Source organism: Embleya sp. NPDC059213, assembly GCF_042754445.1.
Taxonomy (GTDB): Bacteria; Actinomycetota; Actinomycetes; order Streptomycetales; family Streptomycetaceae; genus Embleya.
This window is the reverse complement of record NZ_JBHZAV010000003.1, coordinates 95,117-119,556: the sequence shown is the minus strand read 5'-3', so window position 1 is coordinate 119,556 and position 24,440 is coordinate 95,117. Positions and strand designations below refer to the sequence as shown.

The 24,440-nt window shown below is 71.5% G+C and carries 18 protein-coding genes and 1 riboswitch; of the genes, 6 read left to right on the top strand and 12 right to left on the bottom strand.

The window, feature by feature from the left end; translation table 11 throughout:
* Positions 1 to 8 precede the first annotated feature (8 nt).
* The 9 genes from ACFXMF_RS02220 to ACFXMF_RS02180 all read right to left on the bottom strand — a co-directional run bounded on the left by ACFXMF_RS02220 (position 9) and on the right by ACFXMF_RS02180 (position 13,443).
* Positions 9 to 968, bottom strand: coding sequence for a hypothetical protein (locus ACFXMF_RS02220; RefSeq protein WP_360306153.1), 960 nt, complete (start codon positions 966 to 968; stop codon positions 9 to 11).
* On the bottom strand, positions 965 to 2,902 hold the full coding sequence (locus ACFXMF_RS02215; RefSeq protein ID WP_360306155.1) for a hypothetical protein: 1,938 nt from the start codon (positions 2,900 to 2,902) through the stop codon (positions 965 to 967). The genes ACFXMF_RS02220 and ACFXMF_RS02215 overlap by 4 nt, the downstream gene beginning before the upstream one ends.
* A gap of 276 nt (positions 2,903 to 3,178) precedes the next feature.
* On the bottom strand, positions 3,179 to 5,917 hold the full coding sequence (locus tag ACFXMF_RS02210) for an SAV_2336 N-terminal domain-related protein (protein ID WP_360306157.1): 2,739 nt from the start codon (positions 5,915 to 5,917) through the stop codon (positions 3,179 to 3,181).
* Between the two features lie 3 nt (positions 5,918 to 5,920).
* Positions 5,921 to 7,093 (bottom strand): AAA family ATPase, encoded by a 1,173-nt coding sequence (locus tag ACFXMF_RS02205; protein ID WP_379988726.1) that lies wholly within the window; start codon positions 7,091 to 7,093, stop codon positions 5,921 to 5,923.
* Positions 7,086 to 9,098 carry a caspase family protein gene (locus tag ACFXMF_RS02200; protein WP_379988727.1) on the bottom strand — a complete coding sequence of 671 codons (2,013 nt, stop codon included), beginning with the start codon at positions 9,096 to 9,098 and terminating at the stop codon, positions 7,086 to 7,088. Before ACFXMF_RS02200 ends, ACFXMF_RS02205 begins: the two co-directional genes overlap by 8 nt.
* Positions 9,095 to 10,318 (bottom strand): hypothetical protein, encoded by a 1,224-nt coding sequence (locus ACFXMF_RS02195; RefSeq protein ID WP_360306163.1) that lies wholly within the window; start codon positions 10,316 to 10,318, stop codon positions 9,095 to 9,097. The genes ACFXMF_RS02200 and ACFXMF_RS02195 overlap by 4 nt, the downstream gene beginning before the upstream one ends.
* Before the next feature lie 100 nt (positions 10,319 to 10,418).
* A complete protein-coding gene (locus ACFXMF_RS02190; RefSeq protein WP_360306165.1) occupies positions 10,419 to 11,000 on the bottom strand; it encodes a hypothetical protein in 582 nt (193 codons plus the stop codon).
* Between the two features lie 138 nt (positions 11,001 to 11,138).
* Positions 11,139 to 11,936, bottom strand: a complete 798-nt coding sequence (locus tag ACFXMF_RS02185; protein WP_360306167.1) for a CPBP family intramembrane glutamic endopeptidase — start codon at positions 11,934 to 11,936, stop codon at positions 11,139 to 11,141.
* A 28-nt stretch (positions 11,937 to 11,964) separates the two neighbouring features.
* Positions 11,965 to 13,443, bottom strand: coding sequence for a glutamate--cysteine ligase (locus tag ACFXMF_RS02180; protein ID WP_360306169.1), 1,479 nt, complete (start codon positions 13,441 to 13,443; stop codon positions 11,965 to 11,967).
* A 298-nt stretch (positions 13,444 to 13,741) separates the two neighbouring features.
* Between ACFXMF_RS02180 and ACFXMF_RS02175 the strand changes: the two genes are divergently transcribed.
* From ACFXMF_RS02175 to ACFXMF_RS02150, 6 genes are all read left to right on the top strand, one after another.
* The gene (locus tag ACFXMF_RS02175; RefSeq protein WP_360306171.1) at positions 13,742 to 14,581 is read left to right on the top strand and encodes a polysaccharide deacetylase family protein; all 840 of its coding nucleotides are present in this window, start codon (positions 13,742 to 13,744) and stop codon (positions 14,579 to 14,581) included.
* 339 nt (positions 14,582 to 14,920) lie between these two features.
* Positions 14,921 to 16,153 carry a hemolysin family protein gene (locus ACFXMF_RS02170; RefSeq protein ID WP_360306455.1) on the top strand — a complete coding sequence of 411 codons (1,233 nt, stop codon included), beginning with the start codon at positions 14,921 to 14,923 and terminating at the stop codon, positions 16,151 to 16,153.
* Entirely contained in the window at positions 16,150 to 17,139 is a 990-nt protein-coding gene (locus tag ACFXMF_RS02165) for a hemolysin family protein (protein WP_379988728.1), read from the top strand. Before ACFXMF_RS02170 ends, ACFXMF_RS02165 begins: the two co-directional genes overlap by 4 nt.
* Positions 17,140 to 17,361: 222 nt before the next feature.
* A complete protein-coding gene (locus tag ACFXMF_RS02160) occupies positions 17,362 to 17,931 on the top strand; it encodes a hypothetical protein (protein WP_360306175.1) in 570 nt (189 codons plus the stop codon).
* A gap of 154 nt (positions 17,932 to 18,085) precedes the next feature.
* Positions 18,086 to 18,286 (top strand): DUF5999 family protein, encoded by a 201-nt coding sequence (locus ACFXMF_RS02155; RefSeq protein WP_078978673.1) that lies wholly within the window; start codon positions 18,086 to 18,088, stop codon positions 18,284 to 18,286.
* 164 nt (positions 18,287 to 18,450) lie between these two features.
* Positions 18,451 to 19,041, top strand: coding sequence for a TetR/AcrR family transcriptional regulator (locus ACFXMF_RS02150; RefSeq protein ID WP_360306177.1), 591 nt, complete (start codon positions 18,451 to 18,453; stop codon positions 19,039 to 19,041).
* A gap of 27 nt (positions 19,042 to 19,068) precedes the next feature.
* Here the strand turns inward: ACFXMF_RS02150 and gcvP are convergent, their stop codons facing one another.
* The 3 genes from gcvP to ACFXMF_RS02135 all read right to left on the bottom strand — a co-directional run bounded on the left by gcvP (position 19,069) and on the right by ACFXMF_RS02135 (position 24,433).
* Positions 19,069 to 21,990 (bottom strand): aminomethyl-transferring glycine dehydrogenase, encoded by a 2,922-nt coding sequence (gene gcvP, locus ACFXMF_RS02145; protein WP_379988730.1) that lies wholly within the window; start codon positions 21,988 to 21,990, stop codon positions 19,069 to 19,071.
* Positions 21,991 to 22,190: 200 nt separating this feature from the next.
* A riboswitch (glycine riboswitch) is annotated at positions 22,191 to 22,287 on the bottom strand.
* A 48-nt stretch (positions 22,288 to 22,335) separates the two neighbouring features.
* Positions 22,336 to 23,028 (bottom strand): DUF4230 domain-containing protein, encoded by a 693-nt coding sequence (locus tag ACFXMF_RS02140; protein ID WP_360306181.1) that lies wholly within the window; start codon positions 23,026 to 23,028, stop codon positions 22,336 to 22,338.
* A gap of 55 nt (positions 23,029 to 23,083) precedes the next feature.
* On the bottom strand, positions 23,084 to 24,433 hold the full coding sequence (locus ACFXMF_RS02135) for a DNA polymerase IV (RefSeq protein WP_360306183.1): 1,350 nt from the start codon (positions 24,431 to 24,433) through the stop codon (positions 23,084 to 23,086).
* Positions 24,434 to 24,440 lie beyond the last annotated feature (7 nt).

The following is a 24,440-nucleotide window of genomic DNA, read 5'->3' as shown; positions in this document are numbered from 1 at the left end:
GACAAAGGTCATCCCTCCTTGGTCGTACGCGTGGCACGCATCGCCAGGATGGGCTCGATGATCCCTTGGGGTCGCGGGCGACCTTCCAGGCGCCCCAGGCTCGAGATGACGTTGTGGCACGCCTCCGGATCGATCCGCTGATTCTCCGGACTGCGGAAGCCGGCCGAGCTGGTCGCGTAGTAGCGGATCCGGTCGAAGTACTGGGCCAGCAACGGCGGCAGGCCGACGGCCGCCCTCCCGAAGGTGCTGCGGCCATCGCACAACCAGCCGAAGAACGCCTGCGGGTCGCGCACCCGGACCCGGCCGTGTCGATCCAGCTTCGCCCACGCGCCCGACCTGGCCTCGCGGAACACCTTCGGGGCGTCGATCTTCGAGACGCACACGGCCAGTTCGAGCGGCAACAGGTCGACATCCGGGGCCCGGTCCTGCTGATGGGCGATCGCGCCGCGGAGCAGACGTCCCAGGTTCTCCAGCCAGTGCTCGTCCTCGCAGGTCGGATCGAACAGCAGGATCAGGCCGGTGCGGGTGTTCAGATCGTCCTGCACCGCCTGCTGGTTGGCGTCGGTCAGGATCGGCAGTTCGCGCACGTCGGCCACGAACCGGGTGGAATCGGCGAGCCCGCGAAGCAACCGCACACGCGGGAGGCGGCGGAACAGGAAGCGGTACTCCGCCGGCTCGGGCAACCCGGTCGGGAACGCGTAGGGCTCGAACAACATGGCCCGAGCCCTTTCCTGGAACGCCAGGGTGCCCGGGCTGTGGGGCAGCGCCCGCCAGCCCGGCGCGTGGTGGCCCGAGTCCGGTCCCTGTTCGACTCGGCGGCAGGATTCCTTGGCGGCCTCCTCGATCATCGCGAGAAAGGTGGTGCGACCCGAGCCCGGCGCGCCCCACAGGGCTATGCGCTTCTCCGGGAGGGTGGCCACCGGCGGATCCTCGGCCGGGTCGGCCGCGGGCGCGATCGGGTCGGTCATCGGCGATCCTCCTTCGAGCCGGCCGGGTCCGCCCCCGGCCGGGCGAGCAGCTCGAGCAGCAGCGGCGGACCGCCCGCGTCGGTGGCCGCGCCCAGGCCGAATCGCAGCAGGTCCTCGGGCCTGCTCCGGCCCAGCGTGAAGCACCCGCTCGCGCCCAGCAGACGCCAGGCCTGCAGGGTGCGCCGCCGGGCCCAGGAGTCCAGCGCGCGCGGGTATTCGAGGTCGTCGGTGACCAGCATGTGTCGTACCCGCCGGGCGGCCTGATGTGCCATCAGGTCCACGTCCCAGCGGTAGCCGCCGTGCGCGCGAGCGGGGTCCCGGCCCGCGACATAGGGATGCGGGCCGCGTCGACCGACGGTGATCACCACGGTGGGCCGCTGCGGCGACCAGGCCAGCGCGTTCCCGCGCAACAGCGCGCACAGCCGCTCCAGGGGCGCGGCATACGGATCCACGATCGGCGAGCCGGTCCAGTCCGCGATCGCCGCCCGGGCCGCGGTCGGGTCGGTGAAGTCCACCCGGCGCAGCGGATCGTGGCCGGCCCGCCAGGGTTGCGGGTGATCGTGGTAGCCCACCACACCGGCCCGGCCCCACCGCGCGGCGCCGGCCGTGGGTGCCGCCGCCGCCAGTGCCAACAGCGCCCGGACCAGGTCCAGTCGGGCCTGGGTCCGGTCGGGCTCGCCGCCGAGTTCGACCGCGCACAACAGATCGCAGGTGACCTGCTCGCGCGCCCACCACGGCCGCTGCGTCGCCGGCCCCCGGGTGAGGGGCGCGAGCGGGCGGACCTCGGCGGGCTCCTCGGCCACCTCCCAGGCTGCGCCGTGGCCGGAGTCGAAGAGCAACCGGCCGGGGGTGGGCATCCGTACCGCCAGGCAGACCTCGCCCGGCGGCGCGATCACCTTGACCCGCGCCAGTTCCGACCATTCGCGCGCGTCCGCCGCGTCGGCGACCAACACCGACACCTCGTGCCCGTCCGCCGATTCCCCGCGCAACCCGAGGGTGATCTCGGCGAGCGGCGCGGCCTCGGTACCGGGAATGGCGCCGCGTTCGAGCAACACGTCGTGGCGCTCCCGGGCCGGCTCGTTCGCCCGCGGATCGCCGCTGACCAGGTGCAGGGCGTGCCGAACCGGCGCGTCCAGAGCCAACTGCTCCACCAAGACCGCGAGTTCGGTCCCCTCGACGGCGAACGGGCCGCCCCGCAGCACGGCGGCCGGCGGCAGGACCTCGTGCACGATCTCGGCCGCGAGGGCGCACCAGCTCCATTGCGGGCACCGCTCGACCAGTACGAAGGCCCAGGCCCGGCCCGCGAGATCGGCGCTGCCCGACCGTACCTCGGCCAGTTTCCGGCCCCAGTCCTCGCGCAGCGTGCGCCGAGCCCGCCGCCGCAGCGCCTCCGGGGCCTGTGCCGTGCCCACGGCCGGCCTGCGGCCCACCCCGCCGGCCAGGGTCAACTCCCGGACCGCGACGTCCTCGGGCAACCACGGCACCACACTGCGCCACTCCTGACGGACCCGGTTCTCCGCGGGGGCCCGGATGAAGCCGTGGTGGTCGGGCAGCACCCACTGGGTGGTCAGGTGCCGTGTCCCGATCTCCAGGAACAACACCAGGTCCAGTTCACCCGCACTCAACGCGGTGAGCAGGGTCAGCGCCGCCGCCCGACCGGACGGCGCGGCGGATTCGGCCGCCGGGAACTCGGCATCGCTCGGCACGGGCCCGAATCGCACCAACTCGGCCAGGGGCTCGGGCACCCGGCCGTAGCCGCGCGCGTGTGCCACCCGGATCGCCGCCGCGTGATCGAACGCCCGCGCCGCGTCCCGATAGGCGGTGGGCCCGGGCGCCGACGGCGGCCAGCCGCAGCCGGCACACCACCCGGCGGGTTGCAGCAGATCCCAGCAGACGGGGCACACCACATCCACGACTCGGTCCTGGTCGCTCACCGCATCCGAACCCGTCGGACGGCCCGCCCCGATCCGCACATCCGTCGCTGGACTCCCGGCACGAATCCCCCTGTTCGTCCCATCCGGCAGGCCCGTCCCAAGGCTCGCCGACAGTGGAACCACGCTCGTGGCCGCCCGCGGCGCCGGCCGGGCAGGCCGGCTCGCAGTGACGACCACTTACCCGCAGTGGCCGATCGTAGTCCCGTGCGTGGCCGAGTCGTGGCGTTTCCGTCGGGTTGTGATCAGACCTCCGCGCACGCGTGATCCGGGCGTCGCTCAGTCGACCGTCACCGGCACTTCCAGCGCCGTCACCGGCCCTTCCAGCGCGGTCACCTTCCCGTCGAAGCCGGCCAGGATCAGTTGCCCGTGCGCGCCGCCGGCCACCGACACCCCCGTGGCGGAACGAATTTCGGCCAGCCGTCGGCCGGTGTCCGCGTCGTAGGTGCGAATCCCCCCGGCGGCGCCTGCAACGTGCACGAGCGGGCCGACGGCGGTCACCCGCAACTCGGGTTGCGGCTCGTCGACGGCGCGCCAGAGCACCGCGCCGGTCGCCGCGTCGAGCGCGTACACGAACCCCTCCGCGGTCGCGACCAACACCCGCCCGTCCGCGAGTTCGGGCGCGGTCAACACCCCACCGGCGAGCTCGGCAGTCCACGCCGCCTCCCCCGTCTCCCAGTGCAGGGCGGTGACACCGCGCAGCGCGAGCGGAACATAGATGCGTTCCCGGTCCGCCGCGGGAGCGCCGTGCACGGCTCCGGACGGTTGGGCGATCCAGCCCTCCTCGTGCTCGCGCCCCGCTTGCCAGGCGCGCACCCGCCCGCTGCGTTCGAGCACCGCGAGCCGATCGCCGGCGGTGCACACCCCCACCGGTTCACTCGCTCCCGCCGACATCCGGGTGCGCACGCCCGACTCCGGGTCGCCGAGCACGGTGACCGCGCCGTCCAGGGTGGCCGCGAAGACGGCATCCGCGCCGACCGGTGCCAGCGCCGCGACGGCGCCCGTCCCGGCCCGGATCGCGACCCCGCGCCACGCTCCGGTCGCCAGGTCGAACCTGCGCACATGGCCCGATCCCCCGCCCACCCACACGAGCCCGGGGGTGACGGTGGGGGCACACCACACCGGTTCACCCACCGTGGTGCGGTGTCGGAACACGCCCGTCAACGAGTCGATCAGGGCCACCCCACCCGCCGTGTCGACCACCACGACCAGCCCGTTCACCAGGAGCGGACGTGCTCGGATCCACTGATCCATCGAGTGGGTCCACCAGTGGGTGATGTCCTTGCGTCGCCACAACATCGGCCCGTCGGCCCGGGCCGCCAGGCGGCTCGCGGCCTGTTGGTAGTCGGGTCCCAACCCGTGCAGCAGCGCCGCGCCGACCCGGGCCAACGGGCGACTGTGCGGGCCGATCAGACCGACCGGGAGCGGCTCGCGCGCGGTGAGCAGGTCGTGGAAGTCGAATTCGACCCGGCCGAACCGATCGTCGATGAACTGCGCGACCCGAAAGTAGACCTCCAGGGCCGATTTCCGGCTCATCCCGCTCAGCAGCGTCTCGCGCACGCCCACGTCCAGGTCGTACAGCTCGTCGTCCGCTCTCGCCTCGGTCACCCGGTCGCGGGAGGCGACGAGCAGACCGCTGAGGAACACCTCGGCCGCGAACGCCGGATCCTCCGCCGCCAACACCGAGGACTGCACCACGCGTACGGTCGCGAGACTGATCGGCGCGGCGGCCAGCTTGCCGAGCAGTTCGACGGCGGTGGCGGACGCACCGGCCCGGAAGTCGGCGAGCCGCGCCGCCGGGGTGCGTGTGTCCTCGGGAGGTACGAACGCCGGTTCCGCGGCCTCGGGCCGACGCCGCGGATCGAGCACCCACGCGGGGTTGGCGAACTCGCTGCCGCGCTCGTCGGTGATCATCCGCGTCCACCGGGACAATTCGCTCCACCGGCCGGACCGCCGGTCCGGCGGGTCGCCCGGGCGCAGGCCGTCCGGATGCACGCCGATCACCGGGATCGCGACCCGTTCGTGCGAATACGTCCAGCGCTTGCCGTGCCGGACCCGAAAGGCCGACCGGCGTGCCGGGCCGGTGCCCTGGCTGCGAAAGACGACCGGGGTCAGCGGAATCCGCGAGCGTTCCCACCACCGACGGGGCAGCAGGTTCAAGAACACGACCGGCCCCTGCTTGGCCCACGTCGCGAGCATCGCCGCGGTGCCCGGATCCGACCACGCGCGACCGACGCCGTCGCTGATCACCATGATGATCCGCCGCCCGGCGACACCCACGGGCGCGGCGCTGCGACTGGTGGTCCCGATCGGCGTTCGCAACACCGCGCGGCCGTCCACCTCGGTGTCCAGCGACCAGGTCCGTACCGCGCGAAAGGTGCCGTTCCCGTCCAGCAGTCGGGCGAACTCGGCGAGCAGCCGGCGCCACGGGTCGAGCGAGGCCGCGCTGTCCACGACCAGCGCGAGTTCGAACCAGCGCTCCCGGGCCGGCGCGAGGACCGGCACGATCAGGTCGGTCAGCGCGGCGTGTTCGGCGGTCGCGTCCTCGTCCACCACCACCGAGTTCGGCGCGGCACCGAACTGTCTCAATCGGCGCAGCAGTCGGGCCAGTTCGAGCCGATCGGGGAGCACGAACGCGGCCGGCGCGGGCGCTTCGCCGAGCCACTCCGGCAGCCGCAACCCGGCCGCGCGCGAGCCGCTGCCGATGCCGTCGGGCGCCTCGTCGGTGCCGGATTTCACGGTGTAGCCGGAATGGGTGTCCGGGCCGGAGGCATCCGCGGCCGAGCCGGCCGCCGTCTCCGGCCCCGGCACCCGTGGTGGCGGGATGCCGACCGGCGGCCCGCTCGGTATCTCCGGGGGCGGGCCGGGCTCGGGCGCGGAGGTGGGCACGGGGACGACCGGGGGCGGCTCGGCCCGGTCCGCCCGGTGGCGCTCGTTCGGCGCGCCGACGACCGCGCGCATCCAGGCCCAGTCCAGGATCGAGTCGACCGTGACCCCGTCGGGGTCCGCTTCGGCCATCGCTCACCCCTCGTTCAGGTCATGGAACAGGAGAGTGGCCAGGAGATCGTTGTCCAACGACTGCCCGGCGCAATCCGGTTGATCCTCGACCTGGGCGCGGAACTGGAGGGCGTTGAGCAGTTGATCGGGTGGAAAGAGGCATCCGTCGTTGCGTTGGGCCCGGTTCAGGTAGTCGTCCAGCAGGCGTTCGTCGATCCGCACGCGGTCGTCCAGCCGGCTCCGGGCGATCCGCAGCAGCACGTCCCGTTGCGGCAGCTTGAGATGCAGGGGCACGCAGCGCCGTCGAAACGCCGCCGAGAACGCCCGCTCGCCGTTGCTGGTGAGGACCACGATCGGAAAGGCGGCGCATTGCACCAGACCGTTGCGCACCTCGACCGAATCGCCGAAGTCGCCGTCGTACGGCGTCACTTTCGCGGTATTCAGTCGGGCCCGGCGCAATTCGGGTATCTCGAAGGCACCCGTCTCGAAGACGTGCAGCAGGTCGTTGGGCAGGTCGACGTCGCCCTTGTCGATCTCGTCGATCAACAACACGCGCGGTCGGGGCCGGCGCAGCAGGGCGTCGCCGAGCGGGCCGAGTCTGATGTAGCTGCCGATGTCGTCGCCGGCATCGCGGCCGGCGTCCGCGCCGGCGTCCCGCCCCTGCTCCCGGGCATCGCGTGCGTCGAGTTCGCCGGCGGTGCCGCCGCCCCGCGCGGCGTTCAGGCGCAGATTCATATCGTGCAGCCGACCGAGCACGTCGTACTCGTACAGTCCCTCGCGCAGCGTGGAACGACTGGTGATCCCCCAGCGGAGCACCGGCCCCAGAGCCAGCCGGGTGGCGATGCTCTTGGCCAACGTGGTCTTGCCGGTACCGGGGTTCCCGGTCACCAGGAGCGGACGGCGCAGATAGATCGCGGCGTTGACGAGGTTGTAGACCGTCGGGTCGCCGTAGAACTCGCCCGAATACGGCTCACCGGGTCGATCACCGGGGAGCTTCGCGTCGGCCGCGACCTCCGGCCCGGTGTCGTTCGTGCCGAAGCTGCGCCAGGGTGGCGGGTCGGGAAGCGGGATCGGATCGGTCTCGCCGGCCGACCGGGCGTCGTGGCCGTTGTCGCCGCGATAGACCCACCACGGCGCGGGCGGGCCGTCCGCACCGACGATACTCGCGGCGTTCGCGTCCGGTACCGACTCAACCATGCCGTGTCCCCTTTTCCACCAAGACGCTGTTCAGCCGTCCCGTACCGGCCCATGGACACCAGCCCGGGTCGTCGAACAGGAGCACGACTCGTTGCGATGACGGTCCATCGTCATTAAGGGTGTGCCGCAGGCGCATCACAGCGGAAGGCAATCCGCCGAGCGTTTGCTTCTCCGCCTCCAGCGTTCGGTGCAGGAGGTTTCCCACATCGGCGCCGGGACAGGGGGCGTTCGCGCCGTTCGTGCCGGTGCAGTCGCCGGTGCACGTCGTCCCGTGTGTCCACACCAGCGCCCATTTTCCGCGATCGAGCTGGTACTCGACCCGCCCGCGCCGATCCGGGTGGTGCTCCCATCGGTAGTCCTGGAAAAAGCCCGCGGCCTCCCCGGGGCAACGCTCCAGGCGGTCACCGCAGTGGTGTCGGTTCAGGTGCGCCAGTGCGGGCCCCGAGCGCAGGTGCAACGATTCGGTCCACGTGGCGTAGTGCATCGGCCGGGCGACCCCGTGTCGCAGGATCGGCCTGAGCACGAGTTCGTGGTGCTCGCCGAGCACGAAGACCTGCTCGCCGTCACCGGCATCGGCCAACTCGAAGGGCTCGTTGAACAGTTCGGTCGGCAGCACGACCTGGAGTCGCGCCTGGGCGACCGAGGTCCATTGGGCCCACACCGCCCGATAGAACTCGACCAGGTAGGGCACCAGTCGATCGCGGGGCAGGTCCGCCCCGGACGGCAGGCCCTCGGGCAGCGCGAAGCGGTCGGCGCCGACGTAGAACAGCGGCTCCGCGTCGTATCGGACCAGCGTCGGGTCGTCGGGCGACTGGTCGTTCTCCCGGATGAACACCACCAGGGTCAACGGTTGACGTTCGGCTACGTCGGCGGGCCGGAAGTCTTCGATGTCGCGGCCCTTGAGTCGCTCCGCCCATTCCGCCACCCACGTCTGCTCGGACCGCACGTACAGCCACTCCAGCAGGTACCGAATCGGATGTTCGCCCGTCGGAGCCGCGAGCGCCATCAGTGCCGTCGCCCACTCGACGGGATCCTCCTCGACGAAGACGCCCGGGGGAACCCCTTGCTCGCGGAGGTAGGTGCGCAGCAGTTTCTGCTCGTCCGCGCCGATCCGGGCGCCCCGCAACGCGGAGAGCAGGCGGCTGCCGTCCGCCTCGAAGCGCCGGTCCGGGTCTCGTTCGACCGCGCGCCAGTCGGTCGTGTTCGGTCCGCGATACAGCATCGACTGGGTCAGGCGCCGGCCGCCGGGAACGGACCGTACGAGCCTGGTGTCGATCGTCTCCGACATGATCCGGAACCGGCGCTCGGTCAGTGCGTCCGGGCCTTCGGCCCGCAACTCCTCGATCAGGGCTCGGGTGAAGATCGCCTCGTCCGCCATGCGGCGCGCGAATTGCCCCTCGCCCGCCGCGAAGGCCGCGGAAAGACGTGCCTTGCCCGACTTTTTGACCGGCTCCTCCTTGAGCACGTTCACCACCGTGCCCTGCGCGTCGGCCCGGTCGTCGGCGCACACCTCGAACACCGCGAACTGGTCGATCCGACAGGCCACCGAGGTGAATCGGGACAGCAGATCGTCGACGTCGATCGCCCGCTGCCACGGTTGCGGGAAGCCGGGCACGTGATAGGCGGGCAGTTCGAGCCGCCGTCTGCCCGCGTTGCGGTAGCCGTGGCCCGCCCAGTGCAGCAGGAAGCGGTCGCCGTCGCGCCAGTCGACGGGCGCCCGGTCGATCGCCGCTTCGAAGTGCATGGACGTCAACTCGCCGGGCGAGCCGCCTGGACCGAGCAACACCGAGTGCTCGCCGACCAGTTCGGCCAACCGTTCGGCGACCGGCTCGGACGCCGCGGCGATCGAGGCGAGCACGGTGATGTGCTCGCGCTCCGCCGCACCGGTCTCGGTCAGCCACTGCACGAGTTCCAGCGTCTGGGCCGGTGCACCGGGCAGGTCGCCCGGGCTCCCGGCATGCTCGGGATAGTGCTCGACGCAGACCAACAGGGCGTGCGTCGTCACCGGCCGCCCCGCACCACACGTTCGATCTCCGTGTACAGCTCGTCGCACTTCCAGTAGACACCGTGCGCCTGCGGAAACGGGCGCCGTACCCGTACCTCGACATCGTGCACCGCGTCGGCGAAGACCGGGTGGGCCCGGAAGGACAACCAGTCGCGCGCGTTCCAAAGGTTGATCCACGGAATCGACGGGGACCTGGGCGGGCCGCTCGACGCGGGTTGCGTGGCCAGCGCGCCGAGGGCGCCGAAGTAGCCGATCTGGGAGCCGGCGGTGATCAGTGCGCGCACCTGGGGCAACGGGTATCGGGGTTGGTCCGGTTCGCTCGCCGACCGCGCCTGGGTCAGCGTCTCGAACGAGGCGATGCCGCCGAGCGAGTGTGCGAGCACCACGACCGGTCCCCGAATCCGGGCGATCCGCGCCGCGAGGTAGGCGCGCAGGTTCTCCCCGTGGGCCTGGTAGTACAGGATGTCGCCGATCGCGGGCACGCTGCCGCCCAGGGTGCCCCCGCGCAACAGGCTCTGCAGCGGCCAACTCGCGTACATCAGGCTGCCCTTGAGCGCGCCGGAGATCCGCCCGCCCGCCGCGTCGCCACCGCAGGCGTCCCGCACCCCCGCGACGAGCAGGCCGCGCCACTCCACCGGCCACGGACCCGGTCCGTCCGCCCGACCGCCCAGGGCCTGGCCGAACGCCCCCACCACGGCCCGCCCGATCACGTCGTAGTCGGCGGACGCGGCGAGCACGTCCGCCGCCGCCTCGAACTCGACCGACTCGGCGACCCGCCGGGCCGCCGTCGTGAACGACTCGCCCCACTCGGCCGGCCCACCGGGCAACACGTCCGCGAGCGCGGTCTCCACCACCGCGTGCCGCACGGCCCAGCGCAGGTCGTCGCCGGCCTCGGAGCGCCGCAGGGCGCCGGCCTGGGCCCGCGCCTCGGCCACGGCGCGCAACTCGTGCAGGGGGTCGACCTCCAGGGTCGCTCCCAGGCGCAGGTCGGCCTCCTCCGGATCGACCTCCACGGCCCGGCCGGGTTCCTCGGGGTCGGCGATGCCGATCAGGGTGCGCAGCGTCGGCGACACCTCGACGCCGCACGCCGCGCCCCAGTCGACCGCTTCCACCGCTACGCCCGGCAGCCGCTCGGCGACCTTCGCGGTGACGGTACGCACCGCCGCCGAGTCGGCGATTTCCCGCACGCCGGTTCCGTGCACGAAAACAATCGTGGTCATGGGCTCCCCCGGATACGAAGTCGATCCGCCCTTGCCCGCCGTACGTTAGTGATCCAACCGACCCGATGGAGTCACTTCCGGCGCCGTCCCACCCGATCCGTCAACTCGTGCACGCGGGAACCTGTTTGCTCAGGTCACCGCCGCTCTCCAGATATATCGCGGGCACGTAACCGGTCTTGCCCTCCACGTCGATCTGCGCCCAGGTGCGGCTGGAGGAGCCCGCGTAGTAGGCGATCGAGCCCTCCGCATGGCAGTTCGCCCGGACCTGGGTGCCGGTCTTGATCTGCACGACCTTGTCCGACTGGTACGACGTGCCCTTGTACATCACCAGCCGGCCGCCGGTGTGCACGGTCGCCGCCACGGAACCGGGCCTGGGCCCGGCCGCGCTCTGCCCGGTACCGGAAGTGGCCTTGCCGGTGCCGGACTTGCCCGGGCTCGGCGTGGCCGACGAGCTCTTGCTCGAACCGGTACCGGCCGTCTTGGTCTTCTTGTCGCCCGAACCGCCGCCGTCCACCGTGAGCAGTGCCACGAAGAAGACGATCACCAACAGGATCAGTCCGCCGACCACCATCAGGATCCGGACCGGATGCCGACTCAGCGCGTTCAATCCGAACCGTCCACGCGGCGGCCCGCCGATGGGCGTCGGGGTGGAGAAGAACTCCACCCGCCTCCGGTTGTCCATACGACCCCCTGCGTCCCCGTGTCGCCCGATATGCACGTGTCGGGACGAACCCCTCTCGGACGAGAGAGGTATGCCCACAATGACCATCAGACACCAACGACGCGCGCCAGACGTCTTAACGAGCGCATAAATCGACCGCTACGGCGTCGGGACCCAGTCCACCCGGCCCGCGAGCAGCACGTAGCCCACGAACGCCACGATGTCGATCAGCGCGTGCGCCACCAGCAACGGCATCACCCGACCCCAACGCTTGTACAGCAGGCAGAACACGACGCCCATCACGACGTTGCCGAAGAACCCGCCGATGCCCTGATACAGGTGGTACGAGCCGCGCACCACCGCGCTGATCGCCACCGCCTTGACCCACGGCACCTCCAACTGCCCGAGCCGGCGCAGCAGATAGCCGAGGACGATCACCTCCTCCAGGGCCGCGTTCTGGATCGCGGACAACACCAGCACCGGAATCCGCCACCACACGTCCGGCAGCGTGGTGGGCACCACGGTCAGATTCGCCCCCGCCGCGTGCGCGCCCAGGTACAGCGCCAGCCCCGATCCGCCGATCGCCGCCGCGACCCCCGCGCCGCGACCCAGGTCCCACCACGGCCGGGTCCGGTCGACCCCGAGCACCCGCAGCGAGCGGCCCTCGCGCATCAGCAGGTGCGCGACCAGGAACACCGGCACCAGCGCGGTGGCGATCCCGAACAGTTGCCAGGCCAGGTCCAGCCACGGCCGATCGAGCGCCCGGGAGCCGTTGAGCACCGCGGCCTTGTGCCCCAGGCCGCCCGGCGCGGTCAACGAGCCGAGGAAGGAGATCAGCGAGGAGACCCCGGAGGCGCCCAGGGACAGGGCGAGCACCAGCACCACTTCCGAGCGCAGCACTCGGCGCCGGGGCACGGTGGGGGTCTCGACGGACTCGGGCTCGGTGATCACCCGCACACGTTACCGAGCGCGGATAAGCCCGCCGTCAGCCCACGGGCCACGTGTGCACGGCGTCCCCGCCGCGCATGTGTTCGGCGTAGCGCAGGGTCATCGCGCGCAGCGCCTCCAACCGGTCCATGCCCTTGGTGTCCCGATAGTGGTGGTACTGCGCGCTCTGCCAGGTCGCCCCGTTGGTGCGCAGTCGGCAGCGCTGTTCGATGATGCCCAGGTACTCGTCCCGCTCGCGCGGATCGATCCCCCACCGGTCCAGGCCCTCGTAGGCACGCGGCAAAAGGTCCTCCAGCACCAGTTCGGTGACCGGGACGGTGCCGTGGCCCGGCCAGTTCAGCCGCGCGTCGATTCCGTACCGGGCACCGGCGTGGAAGTTCTCGGTGGCGACCTCGAACGGCATGCGTTCCCAGACCGGATGCTCGTCGTCCACCAGCGAACGCACCACGCCGTAGTAGAACGCCGCGTTGGCCATGATGTCGACCACGGTCGGCCCGGCCGGCAACACCCGGTTCTCCACCCGCAGATGCGGTTTGCCGCGGGCCACGTCGTAGACCGGGCGATTCCAGCGATAGATCGTGCCGTTGTGCAACTTGAGTTCGCGCAGGTGCGGGACGTCGCCGCGGTCCAGCGCCTCGATCGGGTCCTCGTCGTCGCAGATCGGCAACAACGACGGGAAGTATTTGAGGTTTTCCTCGAACAGGTCCACCACCGAATCGATCCAGCGTTCGCCGAACCAGGTCAGCGGTCGCACACCCTGCGCGATCAGTTCCTCGGGGCGGGTGTCGCACGCCTGCTCGAACAGGATCGGACGGGTCTCGCGCCACAACTCGCGGCCGAACAGGAACGGTGAATTCGCCCCGATTCCGCACTGCACCCCGGTGATGGATTGCGCCGCGTTCCACAGCGCACCGAAATTTTTCGGGGTGACCTGGAGGTGGAACTGCACGGACGTACAGGCGGCCTCGGACACAATCGTGGAGGACGTCGTGTCGAGCCGCTCGACACCTCCGATATGCAGCCGTATGTCCTCCCCGCGGGCATTGAGGATCTGATCGTTGAGCAGGGTATAGCGGGCGTTGTCGGATATCGTCTCGAACGCCATGTGGGCATCGGTCAGGGTCGGCAGAATACCGATCATCACGATTCGCGCATCGAGTTCCGCGGCCTTGCGGTCGGCGTAGTCCAGACTCGTCCGCAGTTCCTCCACCAATTCGGAGAACACCGGTCCGGTAAGCCGGTGCGGCGGAATATTGACCTCGATGTTGAACAGACCCAGCTCGGTCTGGAAATCCGGGCTGGCGATCCGGCGCAACACCTCGGCATTGCTCATCCGGGGTCGGCCGGCGGCGTCGGCCAGGTTGAGTTCGATCTCGACGCCCATGAGTTTGCGGGCGCTCTCGAACCGGTCCTCGTCCAGCATGCGCTGCAGTGTTTCCAGACAGCGGCGCAACTTGTGCCGGTATCGCTGCCGATCGGATCGGCTGAACTCGGTGACCTCGACCTTTTCGCCCATGAATGCCCCTCCCCCGTGTACCCGACTCCCGCGGAGCCGGTCGAGTGATCGCAATCCGGTACCTGCCGGATCGGGACGACCTGATCGTTCCCGCCGACGTTCTCCCAAACCGATGCATCGGGCCGACATTGGGAACATTACCGATCGACCGTGACGAATCACAGGGGAACCGCAGGGCCGGCAATCACGTCACTGATCACATCGAGGAAGCACCCACCGGTCGATCTTCACCGCTTGCCGGTGATCACCTAGGGTGTCCTCTTGCCGTGGCGGGCGTAGCGAGATCTTGGGGGTTGCCGTGCGGGAGTCGGTTCGGGCACTGCCGATACAGGGACTGCGTTTCCAGGTCGTGATCACGATGATCTCGATACTCGTCTGCGGTGCCCTCATCTGGAATGTCGGCAATGCCGGCCGGTGGTCGGAAGCCGCCGCCTCACCTCGGGCCGCGAATGCGCCCAAGGAGATTCAGGCCCCGCCGCTGCCGCCGGGCAACCCGAACGCCCTGGAGCCGGCCACCCCGCCCGCCGCTCCGCCGCCCCCGGTGGATTCCACCCTGGTCTCCAAGGTCAAGGGCGAGGGCAAGCTGGTCGCGCTGACCCTGGACGACGGGCCGTGGCCGGAGTGGACCGACCGGGCCCTCTCGCTGCTGGCCCAGTACGACATCAAGGCCACCTTCTGCATGGTGGGCCAGCAGGCCAAGGACCACCCCGACCTGGTCCGCAAGGTGGTCGCCGCCGGCCACGGGCTGTGCAACCACAGCATGACGCACGACATCAACCTGAAGAAGCGCACGCCGGACGAGATTCGCGGCCAGATGCAACAGACCCTGGACTGGATCCACAAGGCGTCCCCGGGCACCCCCGTGCGCTGGTTCCGCGCGCCGGGCGGCAACTGGTCCGACGAGGTGCGCCAGACCGCCGCGTCGCTGGGCATGGGCTCGTTGCACTGGACGGTGGACACCAACGACTGGCAGAAGGCCGGCGTGGACAAGATGCTGCAGAACGTCCACAGCCAACTGGGCCCGCGCGGCATAATCCTGTGCCACGACGGCGGCGGCGAACGCAGCCAGACGATGGCCATGCTGGAACGCCTCCTCCCCGAACTCAAGTCCGCCGGTTACACCTTCGTCATCCCGTAGCCCCCAACGCCGGCCCGGCCGGCGTGCGGCCGCCACCCGACGACAAGCCCGGACCCACCGACCCGCTCCGAAGTTTGCGGACACCGCCCGACGGCAACCCTCACGCTCCCCGACCCGCTCCGGCCCGTCCGGCGTGCGAAGACACCACCCGAGGGCAACCGCACGCCCCCAACCGCCCCGGCCCGTAAGGCGTTCGAGGAAACCCGCACCCGCGCCGACCCCCGTCCGGCCCAACCGCGCCCATCGGGCACGTGTGTCCGGGCGCCCACCGGGCATGTGTGCCAGGCCCGCACACCCCGCACCCCGGGAGGCCGCCCGATCGACGCCGCCTTGGCCCTCGTGCTGCTCGTGCTGCTGATCGCCGGCAACGGCATGTTCGTCGCCGCCGAGTTCTCCCTGGTCACCGTCGAGCGCGGCGACGTGGCGGCCCGGGCCGAGGCCGGCGATCGAGGTGCGGGCCGGGTGCTGGGCGCACTGCGCACCCTGTCCTTCCAACTGTCCGGCGCCCAGTTGGGCATCACGCTCACCTCGCTGATCGCCGGCTACCTCGCCGAGGCGGCCTTTCGACTGCCCAGGTTCACCGCCCTGGTCCTGGCCTCCGGGTTGCAGATGCTGCTCGGCGAACTCGTGCCCAAGAACGCCGCGATCGCCCGCCCGCTCGGCGTCGCCCGGGTCGCGGGCCCGTTCCAGGTCGGCTTCTCCCGGCTGTGCCGCCCGCTGATCGTGTTCCTCAACGGCTCGGCCAACTTCTTCGTGCGCCGGCTCGGCATCGAGCCGCAGGAGGAGCTGGGCTCGGCCCGCTCGCCCGACGAACTGGGCCAACTGGTCCGGCACTCGGCCCGCGCCGGGGTGTTGCCCGTGAACACCGCCCGGGTGCTGCACCGGACGCTGCGCTTCGCCGACAAGCAGGCCGCCGAGGCGATGACCCCGCGCACCGAGCTGGTCACCCTGCCGGCCGACGCGTCGGTGGGCGAACTGCTGGACACCGCCCGCGCGTGCGGCCACAGCCGGATCCCGGTCCGCGGTCAGGACCTGGACGAGATCGTCGGCGTGGCGGTGCTGCGCGACGCGTTGCGGGTCCCGGCCGCCGATCGGGCGGACACCCCGCTCGCCCGGATCGCCCGCGCCCCGGTCCTGGTGCCGACCTCGCTCGACCTCAAGCGGGCGGTCGAACGGCTGCGCGAGGGTCGGACCCAGTTGGCGATCGTGGTGGACGAGTACGGCGGCACGGCCGGCGTGCTCACCGCCGAGGACCTCGCCGAGGAGCTGGTGGGCGACCTCGCCGACGAGCACGACCCGGCGGACGAGCCGGACGCGCCGCCGCAACGGGTGCCCAGCTCGCGCGTGTTGCGGTTGTCCGGCCTGCTGCGCACGGACGAGGTCGAGGAGGCCAGCGGCTGGCGGTTGCCGGAGGGCGACTACAGCACCCTGGCCGGGTTGATCCTGGCCCGGCTGGGTCGACTGCCCGAGGTCGGCGACCACGTGGACGTGGACGGCCGACGGCTGACCGTGGTGGCGATGGACCGGCACCGGATCGACGAGGTCGAGCTGCGCACGGAGGTCGACTCGTGATCGGCGACCTGCTGCTCTCCCTGGTCCTGCTCGCGGCCAACGCCTTCTTCGTCGGCGCCGAGTTCTCGGTGATCTCGGCCCGCCGCACCCGGATCGCACCCCAGGCCGAGGCGGGCTCGCGCCGGGCCGCGATGGTACTCACCGCGATGGGCCGGTTGTCCACCATGCTCGCCGCCGCCCAGCTCGGCATCACCGTGGCCTCGCTGGGCCTGGGCGCGGTCGCCGAACCCGCGCTGGCGCACGCCCTGGCCGGCCCGATCCGGGCGAGCGGACTGCCCGGCAAAGCGGTACACGCGATCGCGTTCGTGCTCGCCCTGGCGGTGGTGGTGTTCTGCCACATGGTGCTCGGCGAGATGGTGCCCAAGAACATCGCCCTGGCCGGGCCGGAGGAATGCGCGTTGTGGCTGACCCCGCCGCTGCTGCTGATCGCCCGGCTGACCGCGCCGATCCTGTGGCTGCTCAACCACGCGGCCAACCTGTTCCTGCGCGCCTTTCGGGTGCGGCCGGTGGACGAGGTGCGCAGCGTGTACACGGCCGAGGAACTCCCCGCGCTGCTGGCCGAGTCGCGCGAGCACGACCTGCTCGACGTGCGCGAGCACGACCGGCTCGCCGGCGCCCTGGCGCTGCACTCCAGCCCCGCCGCCTCGGTGATGCGGCCGTGGACCGACGTGGTGGCACTGCCCCGGCCGGTCTCGGCGACGGCCCTGGAGGAGGTCGCGGTGCGCACCGGCCTGTCCCGCTTCCCGGTCCTGGACCCGGCCGCCCGGCCGGTGGGCTACGTGCACGTGCTCGACGTGCTGGCCCCCGAGGCGGACGGTTCGGTGCCGATCTATCCCCTCGTCACGGTCGGCCCGGACGCCATGCTGACCAGCCTGTTGGCCCGCATGCGCGGTTCCCGTACCCACCTGGCCCTGGTCGGCGAGCCGGGCGCGGTGCCGCTGGGCCTGGTCACGCTCGACGACGTGATGTCCTCGTTGTTCCCCTGATCGAGATCGTTCCAAAAGGTCTTCAAACGGGTGTCAGTTCGCAATACACCGTTACTTTTCGAAGCCGTTTCGGTACAATGCGCTGACCGGCCCTGCCGGGTCCCTCTGTACGCCGCCGGGTCGTCCCCCGGCCGGATACCCGGTTCCCCACTGCACAGCGCCGCTTTCCCCTCCCCGGATTCTCCGGGTTTTTGGACTCCTGCATCGAAATGAGGCGGTCTCATGGTCCTGCGTGTGCCCGAGGCTCCCGAGTCGGCCCGTCGAGCGGCCCGAGCCGTGCTCGAATCCCGCACCCTGCTCCCGGCCGACTGCCGCGCCGATCAAGCCGCGCTCACGGCCGGATTCCCGCACCGCGTCTTCGAGATCGACCTGCACGACCTGGTCGCCGATCAGGGCGTACGCAGCGCCCGCCCGGTGGGTTGGCGCTGGCTCATGTGGTCCGACGACACGGTCGTCGGCGGCATCGAGGTCCGCCCCGACCCGACCGGTCACGGCGTCGGCCGATTCGTCGAGGGACCGTTCACCGTCGCCACCGCGCCGGCCGCGGCGGCGGCTCGGGCGCTCCCGCAGACGGTGCTCCGCCGCGACGAGGCGCGCCTGCTGAACGTGCCCGGGATGTACATGGTCGCGCTGTGGTTGGCCGACGAGGCGGGCGGTGTGGACCTGCTGATCCCGCTCGCGCCGGCGCCGTGCGGAGTGCAGGCGCTGCGCTGCTACACCGCGGCCGAACTGGCCGGCGTACTGGCCGTGCGCACCCGCCGGCCGGCCGCCGTGGGGGCTCCGGAAAGCTGATCACACCCCGCCGTTCACACGTGTGGTCACATCTTGGGCGCAGTCGGGTGAGAACTGCGAGAAGTCCTGCGCGCGGGCCTTTCGAGGCGGACACTGTGAGCTGCCGGGCAAGGCTGCCCGACGCGCTCCGCGCAGACACCGAGAAGGTACGAGGATGTGCCAGCACCGACCGCATTGCCCACCGGCGGACAGTCCCGATCGTGAGGCCGCCGCCGTTGTGGCCGCCCATTTCGAACAGGGATGGAGCCTGCTCTGCAACGGCGTCGTCCTGTTCGAGGACACGGGCGAACTGCTGCCGGACGGACGCACCATCGCCCCGCACCGCCCCCGTGTGGGGTTGGTTTCGGCGGCCTGATCCGTTCGCACGGCCCCATCGAGCCGGAGGTCTCCTCGGAAGGGCCTCCGGCTCTCGCCTGCCCCGAGCCGGGCGCGCCGCCTTCCCGGTACAGTCCGAGCGGCGACAAGCCGTACCGCGACGACACGAGGTCGAGCGCGACGACGACTGGGAGTTCCATCCCCATGGGCACTGGCGGCACCCCTCGGCCCGGCCGCCCGCGTGATCCACGCACCGACGAACTGATCCTGGCCGCGGCCCGCGAACTGGTCGCCGCGCAGGGCTACAACCGGGTCAGCATCGACGCCGTCGCCCGTCGGGCGGGCGTGACCAGGCCGACCGTGTACCGCCGCTGGCCCTCGAAGGCGCACCTGGTGCACGAGGCGGTCTACCCGGCTCGCGAGATGAGCTTTCGGCCGCTGCCGCACGAGGACTTCGCGACCGGCGTGCTGCGCTTCGCCGAGGCCGCGCTCGAATCGTTCCGTCGCCCGGAGACCGCGGCCGCGGTGCCCGGGCTGCTCGCCGAGTACCGCGACCAGCCCGAGCTCAAGGAACTGCTGGTGGCCCGGATGGATCCGGTCCGGGCGATCTTCCGGGCCTTCGTGGCGGACGCGGTGGCCCGCGGCCAGGCCCGCCCGGACGTGGACGCCGATCTGCTCTTCGAATCGCTCAGCGGCGCGTTGATGTTCGGTGTCCTGGGCAGCGATCTGGCCGCCAAGCCGGGGTTCGCCGCCTCGGTGGCGCACCTGCTGACCCACGGCGCGGCCCGCCCCTGATCGGGAGCGGACCGCACGCCGCTCGGATCAGTTGTTGCCGTACGCCTCGATCGGCGGGCACGAGCAGACCAGGTTGCGGTCGCCCTGGGCGCCGTCGATCCGGCGCACCGGCGGCCAGTACTTCTCGGCCGGCACCACACCGGCCGGGAAGACCGCCTCCTCGCGGGTGTAGGCGTGCGCCCACTCGCCGGCGAGCAGCGCGGCGGTGTGCGGCGCGTTGGCGAGCGGGTTGTCGTCGGCGGGCAGCTCACCCGACGCGACCCGGTCGATCTCGCCCTTGATCGCGATCATCGCGTCGCAGAACCGGTCGATCTCGTGCAGGTTCTCGCTTTCCGTCGGCTCGATCATCAGCGTGCCGGGCACCGGGAACGACATGGTCGGCGCGTGGAAGCCGTAGTCGATCAGCCGCTTGGCGACGTCGTCGACGCTGACCCCGGTGGTCTTGGTGATCCCGCGCACGTCGATGATGCACTCGTGCGCCACCAGGCCGTTCGGGCCGGTGTAGAGCACCGGGAAGTGCGGTGCGAGCCGCTTGGCGATGTAGTTGGCGCCCAGCACCGCGACCTGGGTGGCCTCCTTGAGCCCGTCCGGGCCCATCAGCCGCAGGTACGTCCACGGAATCGGCAGGATCGCCGCCGAGCCCCACGGAGCCGCCGAGATCGGCCCCACGCCGGTCTCCGGGCCGGCGGTGGGCTGGAGCGGGTGATTGGGCAGGTACGGCGCCAGATGCGCGCGCACCGCGACCGGGCCGACCCCCGGACCGCCGCCGCCGTGCGGGATGCAGAACGTCTTGTGCAGGTTCAGGTGCGACACGTCGGCGCCGATCGCACCGCCCGGCTGGGCCAGCCCGACCAGCGCGTTGAGGTTCGCGCCGTCCACGTAGACCTGGCCGCCGGCCTCGTGCACGGCCGCACAGACCTCCTCGATGCCCTCCTCGAACACGCCGTGCGTGGACGGGTAGGTCACCATCAGCACCGCGAGCGTGTCCCGGTGCAGGTCGATCTTCGCGTGCAGGTCGGCCAGGTCCACGTCGCCGTTCTCGCCGGTCTTGACCACCACGACGCGCATGCCCGCCATCACCGCGCTGGCCGCGTTGGTGCCGTGCGCGGAGGAGGGGATCAGGCACACGTCGCGGGCGGTGTCACCGTTGGCGTGGTGGTAGGCGCGCACCGCGAGCAGGCCCGCCAGCTCGCCCTGCGAACCGGCGTTGGGCTGAAGCGAGACCTTGGCGTAGCCGGTGATCCGGGCCAGCGATTCGGCCAGACCGTCGATCAGCTCCAGGTATCCGGCGGCCTGATCCACCGGTGCGAAGGGGTGCAGGTCGGCGAACTCGGGCCAGGTGATCGGTTCCATCTCGACCGTGGCGTTGAGCTTCATCGTGCACGAGCCGAGCGGGATCATGCCCCGGTCGAGCGCGTAGTCCTTGTCCGCGAGCCGCTTGAGGTAACGCAGCATGTCGGTCTCGGAACGGTGCGTGTGGAAGACCGGGTGGGTCAGGAAGCCGGTGTCGCGCAGCAGCGCGGTGGGCAGCGCGTCGACGGTGTCCGCGTCCAGCGCGGCCACGTCGCCGGTGACCCCGAACGCGCCCCAGACGGCCTCGACATGCGCCCGCAGGGTGGTCTCGTCGCAGGTGATCCCCACGTGGTCGGCATCCACCGGGCGCAGGTTGATGCCGGCCGCACGGGCCGCCGCGAGCACCTCCTCGGCCCGACCCGGCACCCGCGCCGTGACGGTGTCGAAGAAGTCGCCGTGCACGACCTCGACGCCGCCCGCCCGCAGCCCGGCCGCGAGTACGGCCGCGTACCGGTGGGTGCGCCGCGCGATCGAGGTGAGCCCGTCCGGCCCGTGGTAGACCGCGTACATGCCGGCCATCACGGCCAGCAGGACCTGCGCCGTGCAGATGTTGCTGGTCGCCTTCTCCCGGCGGATGTGCTGTTCGCGGGTCTGCAGCGCGAGCCGGTAGGCGGGCGCGCCGTCGGCGTCCACGGACACCCCGACCAGCCGGCCCGGCATGCTGCGGGTGAGCTTCTCGCGGACCGCCAGGTAGCCCGCGTGCGGACCGCCGAAGGCCATCGGCACGCCGAATCGCTGCGTGGTGCCGACCGCGACGTCGGCGCCCAGCACGCCCGGCGCGCGCAGCACGGTGAGCGCGAGCAGGTCGGCGGCGACCGCCACCAGCGCGCCCTGGGCGTGTGCCGCCTCGATCACCGGGGTCAGGTCGCGGACCCGGCCGTCGGCGCCGGGGTACTGCAGCAACACGCCGAAGCAGCCGCCCTCGGGCAGCCCGTCGGTGGTGTCGGCGACCACGACCTCGATACCCAGCGCCCGGGCCCGGGTGCGCACCACCGCGATGGTCTGCGGCAGCGTGGCCGCGTCCACGACGAACACGTCGCTCTTGGCCCGGCCGGCCCGCCGGGCCAGGGTCATCGCCTCGGCGGCGGCGGTGGCCTCGTCGAGCAGCGAGGCACCGGCCACGTCCAGCCCGGTCAGGTCGGTGACCACGGTCTGGAAGTTGAGCAGCGCCTCCAACCGGCCCTGCGAGATCTCCGGCTGGTAGGGCGTGTAGGCGGTGTACCAGGCGGGGTTCTCCAGCACGTTGCGGGTGATCACCGGCGGAGTGAAGGTGCCGTGGTAGCCGAGCCCGATCATCGAGGTCAGCACGCTGTTGCGGGAGGCCAGCTCGCGCAGTTCGGCGAGCACCTCGGCCTCGGAACGCGCGGCGGGCAGTTCGAAGCCCTCCAGCGCGCGGATCGCGGCGGGCACCGCCGCGTCGGTCAGCTCGTCCAGGGATCCGTAGCCGATCGCGGCGAGCATCTTCGCCTGCTCGTCGGTGTCCGGACCGATGTGCCGGCCGGTGAACGGCGACGCGGCCTCCAGGCCGGTCAACGAGCCGGGACCGGAGGGGAGTACGGCGTGAGCACGCGTCGGGGCAGGGGTGCGCGGGGTCATCGCGAAAGGCCTCCTGGATCGCTCCTGGACGGACACGCGGGTCGCGCGTCCACCGGCCTCCCCCTCTGTCATCGGTACCTGAGAGCTTCACCGCGCCCGGAGCACCGGTCGAACCGGTTCCCGCGGGCGCGATTTGCACCGTCGGCGAGGACCCGACCCGACTCGGCGAGCCACGTACGGATCCTGCTTTCCAGAGTGCCCACGACCACGCGGTACGGGTGCCTGAGAGATTCCGGGGAGGAGTTGCTCCTTCGGCGCCTCGTGTGCACGACACGAGGACTCTCCCGCGCGAACGTAATGGGCGACCTCAACGGTATCAGCGTGACACCGGCCGCGGCCTGCGCACTAGGCGTAGGTCACAGTGGTGGTCGGGTAGCCCAGGGAGCGCATCATGCCCTGGAGCATGCCGGTGGTGTTCCGCTCCGCGCGCTCCACCAGTCCGGCGGTTTTCGCCGCGTCGTCGATCTTCTTGGTCGCGAGCACGTACAACTGTTGCTGATCGCCGGGATTGCCGGAGAAGAAGTCGCCCATGCGGTCGAACAGGCCCCGATCCTGGGCGATCACGTGGCTGTTCTTCTGGTCCAGCGCGGCGGGCGCGAGCCGCGCGTGCGGGAGCCTGATGGTCACGCTCTTGTCCTGCGGCGAGGTCCGGATCGCGTCCTGGCCGATCCCGCCGAATTCGACGAAACCGCCGACCTGGCCGACGCCGACGAACAGCGTGCGCTGGCCGCGCACGGCGTCCGGCAGGAACTTGGCGTCCTTTTCCAGGTCCACCACGACCTGGAAGGTGCCGCTGACCGCCTCGTAGCGGCTGAGGTCCTGCACCGCCTTGAGCATCACCGGCCCACTGTGGTCCTTGGTGGTCTCGCCGAACGGATTGAATTTGCCGGGTAACAGATTGACCAGGCCGACCAGCACCAGCGCCAGCACGATGAAGCCGACCAGCAGCGTGACCAGGAAGGCCGGCAGTCCGAGCCTGCGGCGAGCCGATCGAAAGGCACCCTGCCCTCGTATCGGCCGCTCTTTGACATCAGTCATGGTGGGGACACCCCCGAGGAGTCGTCTGCCCGGCGCCTGCCCCGGATCGACGCGGCTATCCCCGGTCGAGCGCGGGCAGCGGAATCGGTTCCCCCGGTCGCAGCGCCGGATCGGTGATCGCGAACGTGCGCACCCGACCCGGCCGCCCGCCCGGCACCTCGAAACGCACGGTGACCCGGCCGACGCCGCTGCCCTGGACCCAGCCGGGCCCGAACTCCTCGTGCAGCACGTCCTGGCCCGGCGACCAGGAGACCCGCTCCGGCTCGGCCGCCGCGGGCACTTCCGGGTCGCTCACCGGGTCCTCCTCGACCACTTCCCCGGGCCCGGGCCCGGCCGCGCCGAACAGGTCCTGCTGGGCGAAGTCGGCCAGGCCGCTCACCCCCACCCCGAGCAGCCGCACCCCGCCGGTGACGTCCACCTGGGCGGCCAGTCGGCGGATCGTCTCGCGCACCACGCCCGGATCGTCGGTGGGCCCGCGCAGCGTCTCCGAGCGGGTCAGCGTGCCGAAGTCGTAGCGGCGCAGCTTGAGCACGATCGTGCGCCCGGAGCGCCCGGCGGCGCGCAACCGCTCCACGCACCGGATCGAGAGCCGGTCCAACTCGCGGGTGATGCGCTCGCGGTCCACCAGGTCGGTGGCGAAGGTGTCCTCCACCGACACCGATTTGGCGTCCCGGTCGGCGACCACGGGGCGGGCGTCCAGTCCGGCGGCCAGCACGTGCAGGCCGTGTCCGTGCGCCTGGCCGAGCAGTCGTACCAGTTCGCTCTCGTCGACGGCGGCCAGGTCGGCCACGGTGTCCAGGCCGGCCCGACGCAGCACGTCGCCGGTGGCCGGCCCGACCCCGGGCAGCGCGCGCACCGGCAGCGGGTCCAGCATCGCCCGCTCGGTGCCGGGAGCCACCACGCACAGCCCGTCCGGCTTGTCCGCCTCGGACGCGATCTTGGCCAGCAGCTTGGAGGTGGCCGCGCCGACCGAGCAGGTCAGCCCGGTGGCCGCGTGGATGTCGGCGCGCAGGCGCACGGCGATCGCGGTGACCCGCTCGGTGTCCAGCGTGCCGCCGTGCGGGCCCGCCTCCAGGTCGACGAACGCCTCGTCCAGGCTGAGTGGCTCCACCAGCGGCGACAGCCGGTGCAGCAGCTCCATCACGGTGTCGCTGACCTGCCGGTAGAGCGCGAAGCGCGGGCTGAGGAAGGCGGCGTTGGGGCAGCGTCGGCGGGCCTCGCCGATCGACATCGCCGAGTGCACGCCGAACACCCGGGCCTGATAGGAGGCGGTGGCCACCACACCGCGTGCGCCGATGCCGCCGACGATCACCGCCTTGCCGGCCAGGCTGGGCTTGGCGACCTGCTCGACCGACGCGTAGAACGCGTCCATGTCGAGATGGAGGATGCCCGGCGCGTGTCTCACACCGGGC

Excerpts from the sequence above, each read along its gene's own strand:
- ACFXMF_RS02220 (WP_360306153.1), bottom strand. The coding sequence starts at position 968 with ATGACCGACCCGATCGCGCCCGCGGCCGACCCGGCCGAGGATCCGCCG.
- ACFXMF_RS02210 (WP_360306157.1), bottom strand. The coding sequence starts at position 5,917 with ATGGCCGAAGCGGACCCCGACGGGGTCACGGTCGACTCGATCCTGGAC.
- ACFXMF_RS02205 (WP_379988726.1), bottom strand. The coding sequence starts at position 7,093 with ATGGTTGAGTCGGTACCGGACGCGAACGCCGCGAGTATCGTCGGTGCG.
- ACFXMF_RS02195 (WP_360306163.1), bottom strand. The coding sequence starts at position 10,318 with ATGACCACGATTGTTTTCGTGCACGGAACCGGCGTGCGGGAAATCGCC.
- ACFXMF_RS02190 (WP_360306165.1), bottom strand. The coding sequence starts at position 11,000 with ATGGACAACCGGAGGCGGGTGGAGTTCTTCTCCACCCCGACGCCCATC.
- ACFXMF_RS02180 (WP_360306169.1), bottom strand. The coding sequence starts at position 13,443 with ATGGGCGAAAAGGTCGAGGTCACCGAGTTCAGCCGATCCGATCGGCAG.
- ACFXMF_RS02160 (WP_360306175.1), top strand. The coding sequence starts at position 17,362 with ATGGTCCTGCGTGTGCCCGAGGCTCCCGAGTCGGCCCGTCGAGCGGCC.
- ACFXMF_RS02155 (WP_078978673.1), top strand. The coding sequence starts at position 18,086 with ATGTGCCAGCACCGACCGCATTGCCCACCGGCGGACAGTCCCGATCGT.
- ACFXMF_RS02150 (WP_360306177.1), top strand. The coding sequence starts at position 18,451 with ATGGGCACTGGCGGCACCCCTCGGCCCGGCCGCCCGCGTGATCCACGC.
- gcvP (WP_379988730.1), bottom strand. The coding sequence starts at position 21,990 with ATGACCCCGCGCACCCCTGCCCCGACGCGTGCTCACGCCGTACTCCCC.
- ACFXMF_RS02140 (WP_360306181.1), bottom strand. The coding sequence starts at position 23,028 with ATGACTGATGTCAAAGAGCGGCCGATACGAGGGCAGGGTGCCTTTCGA.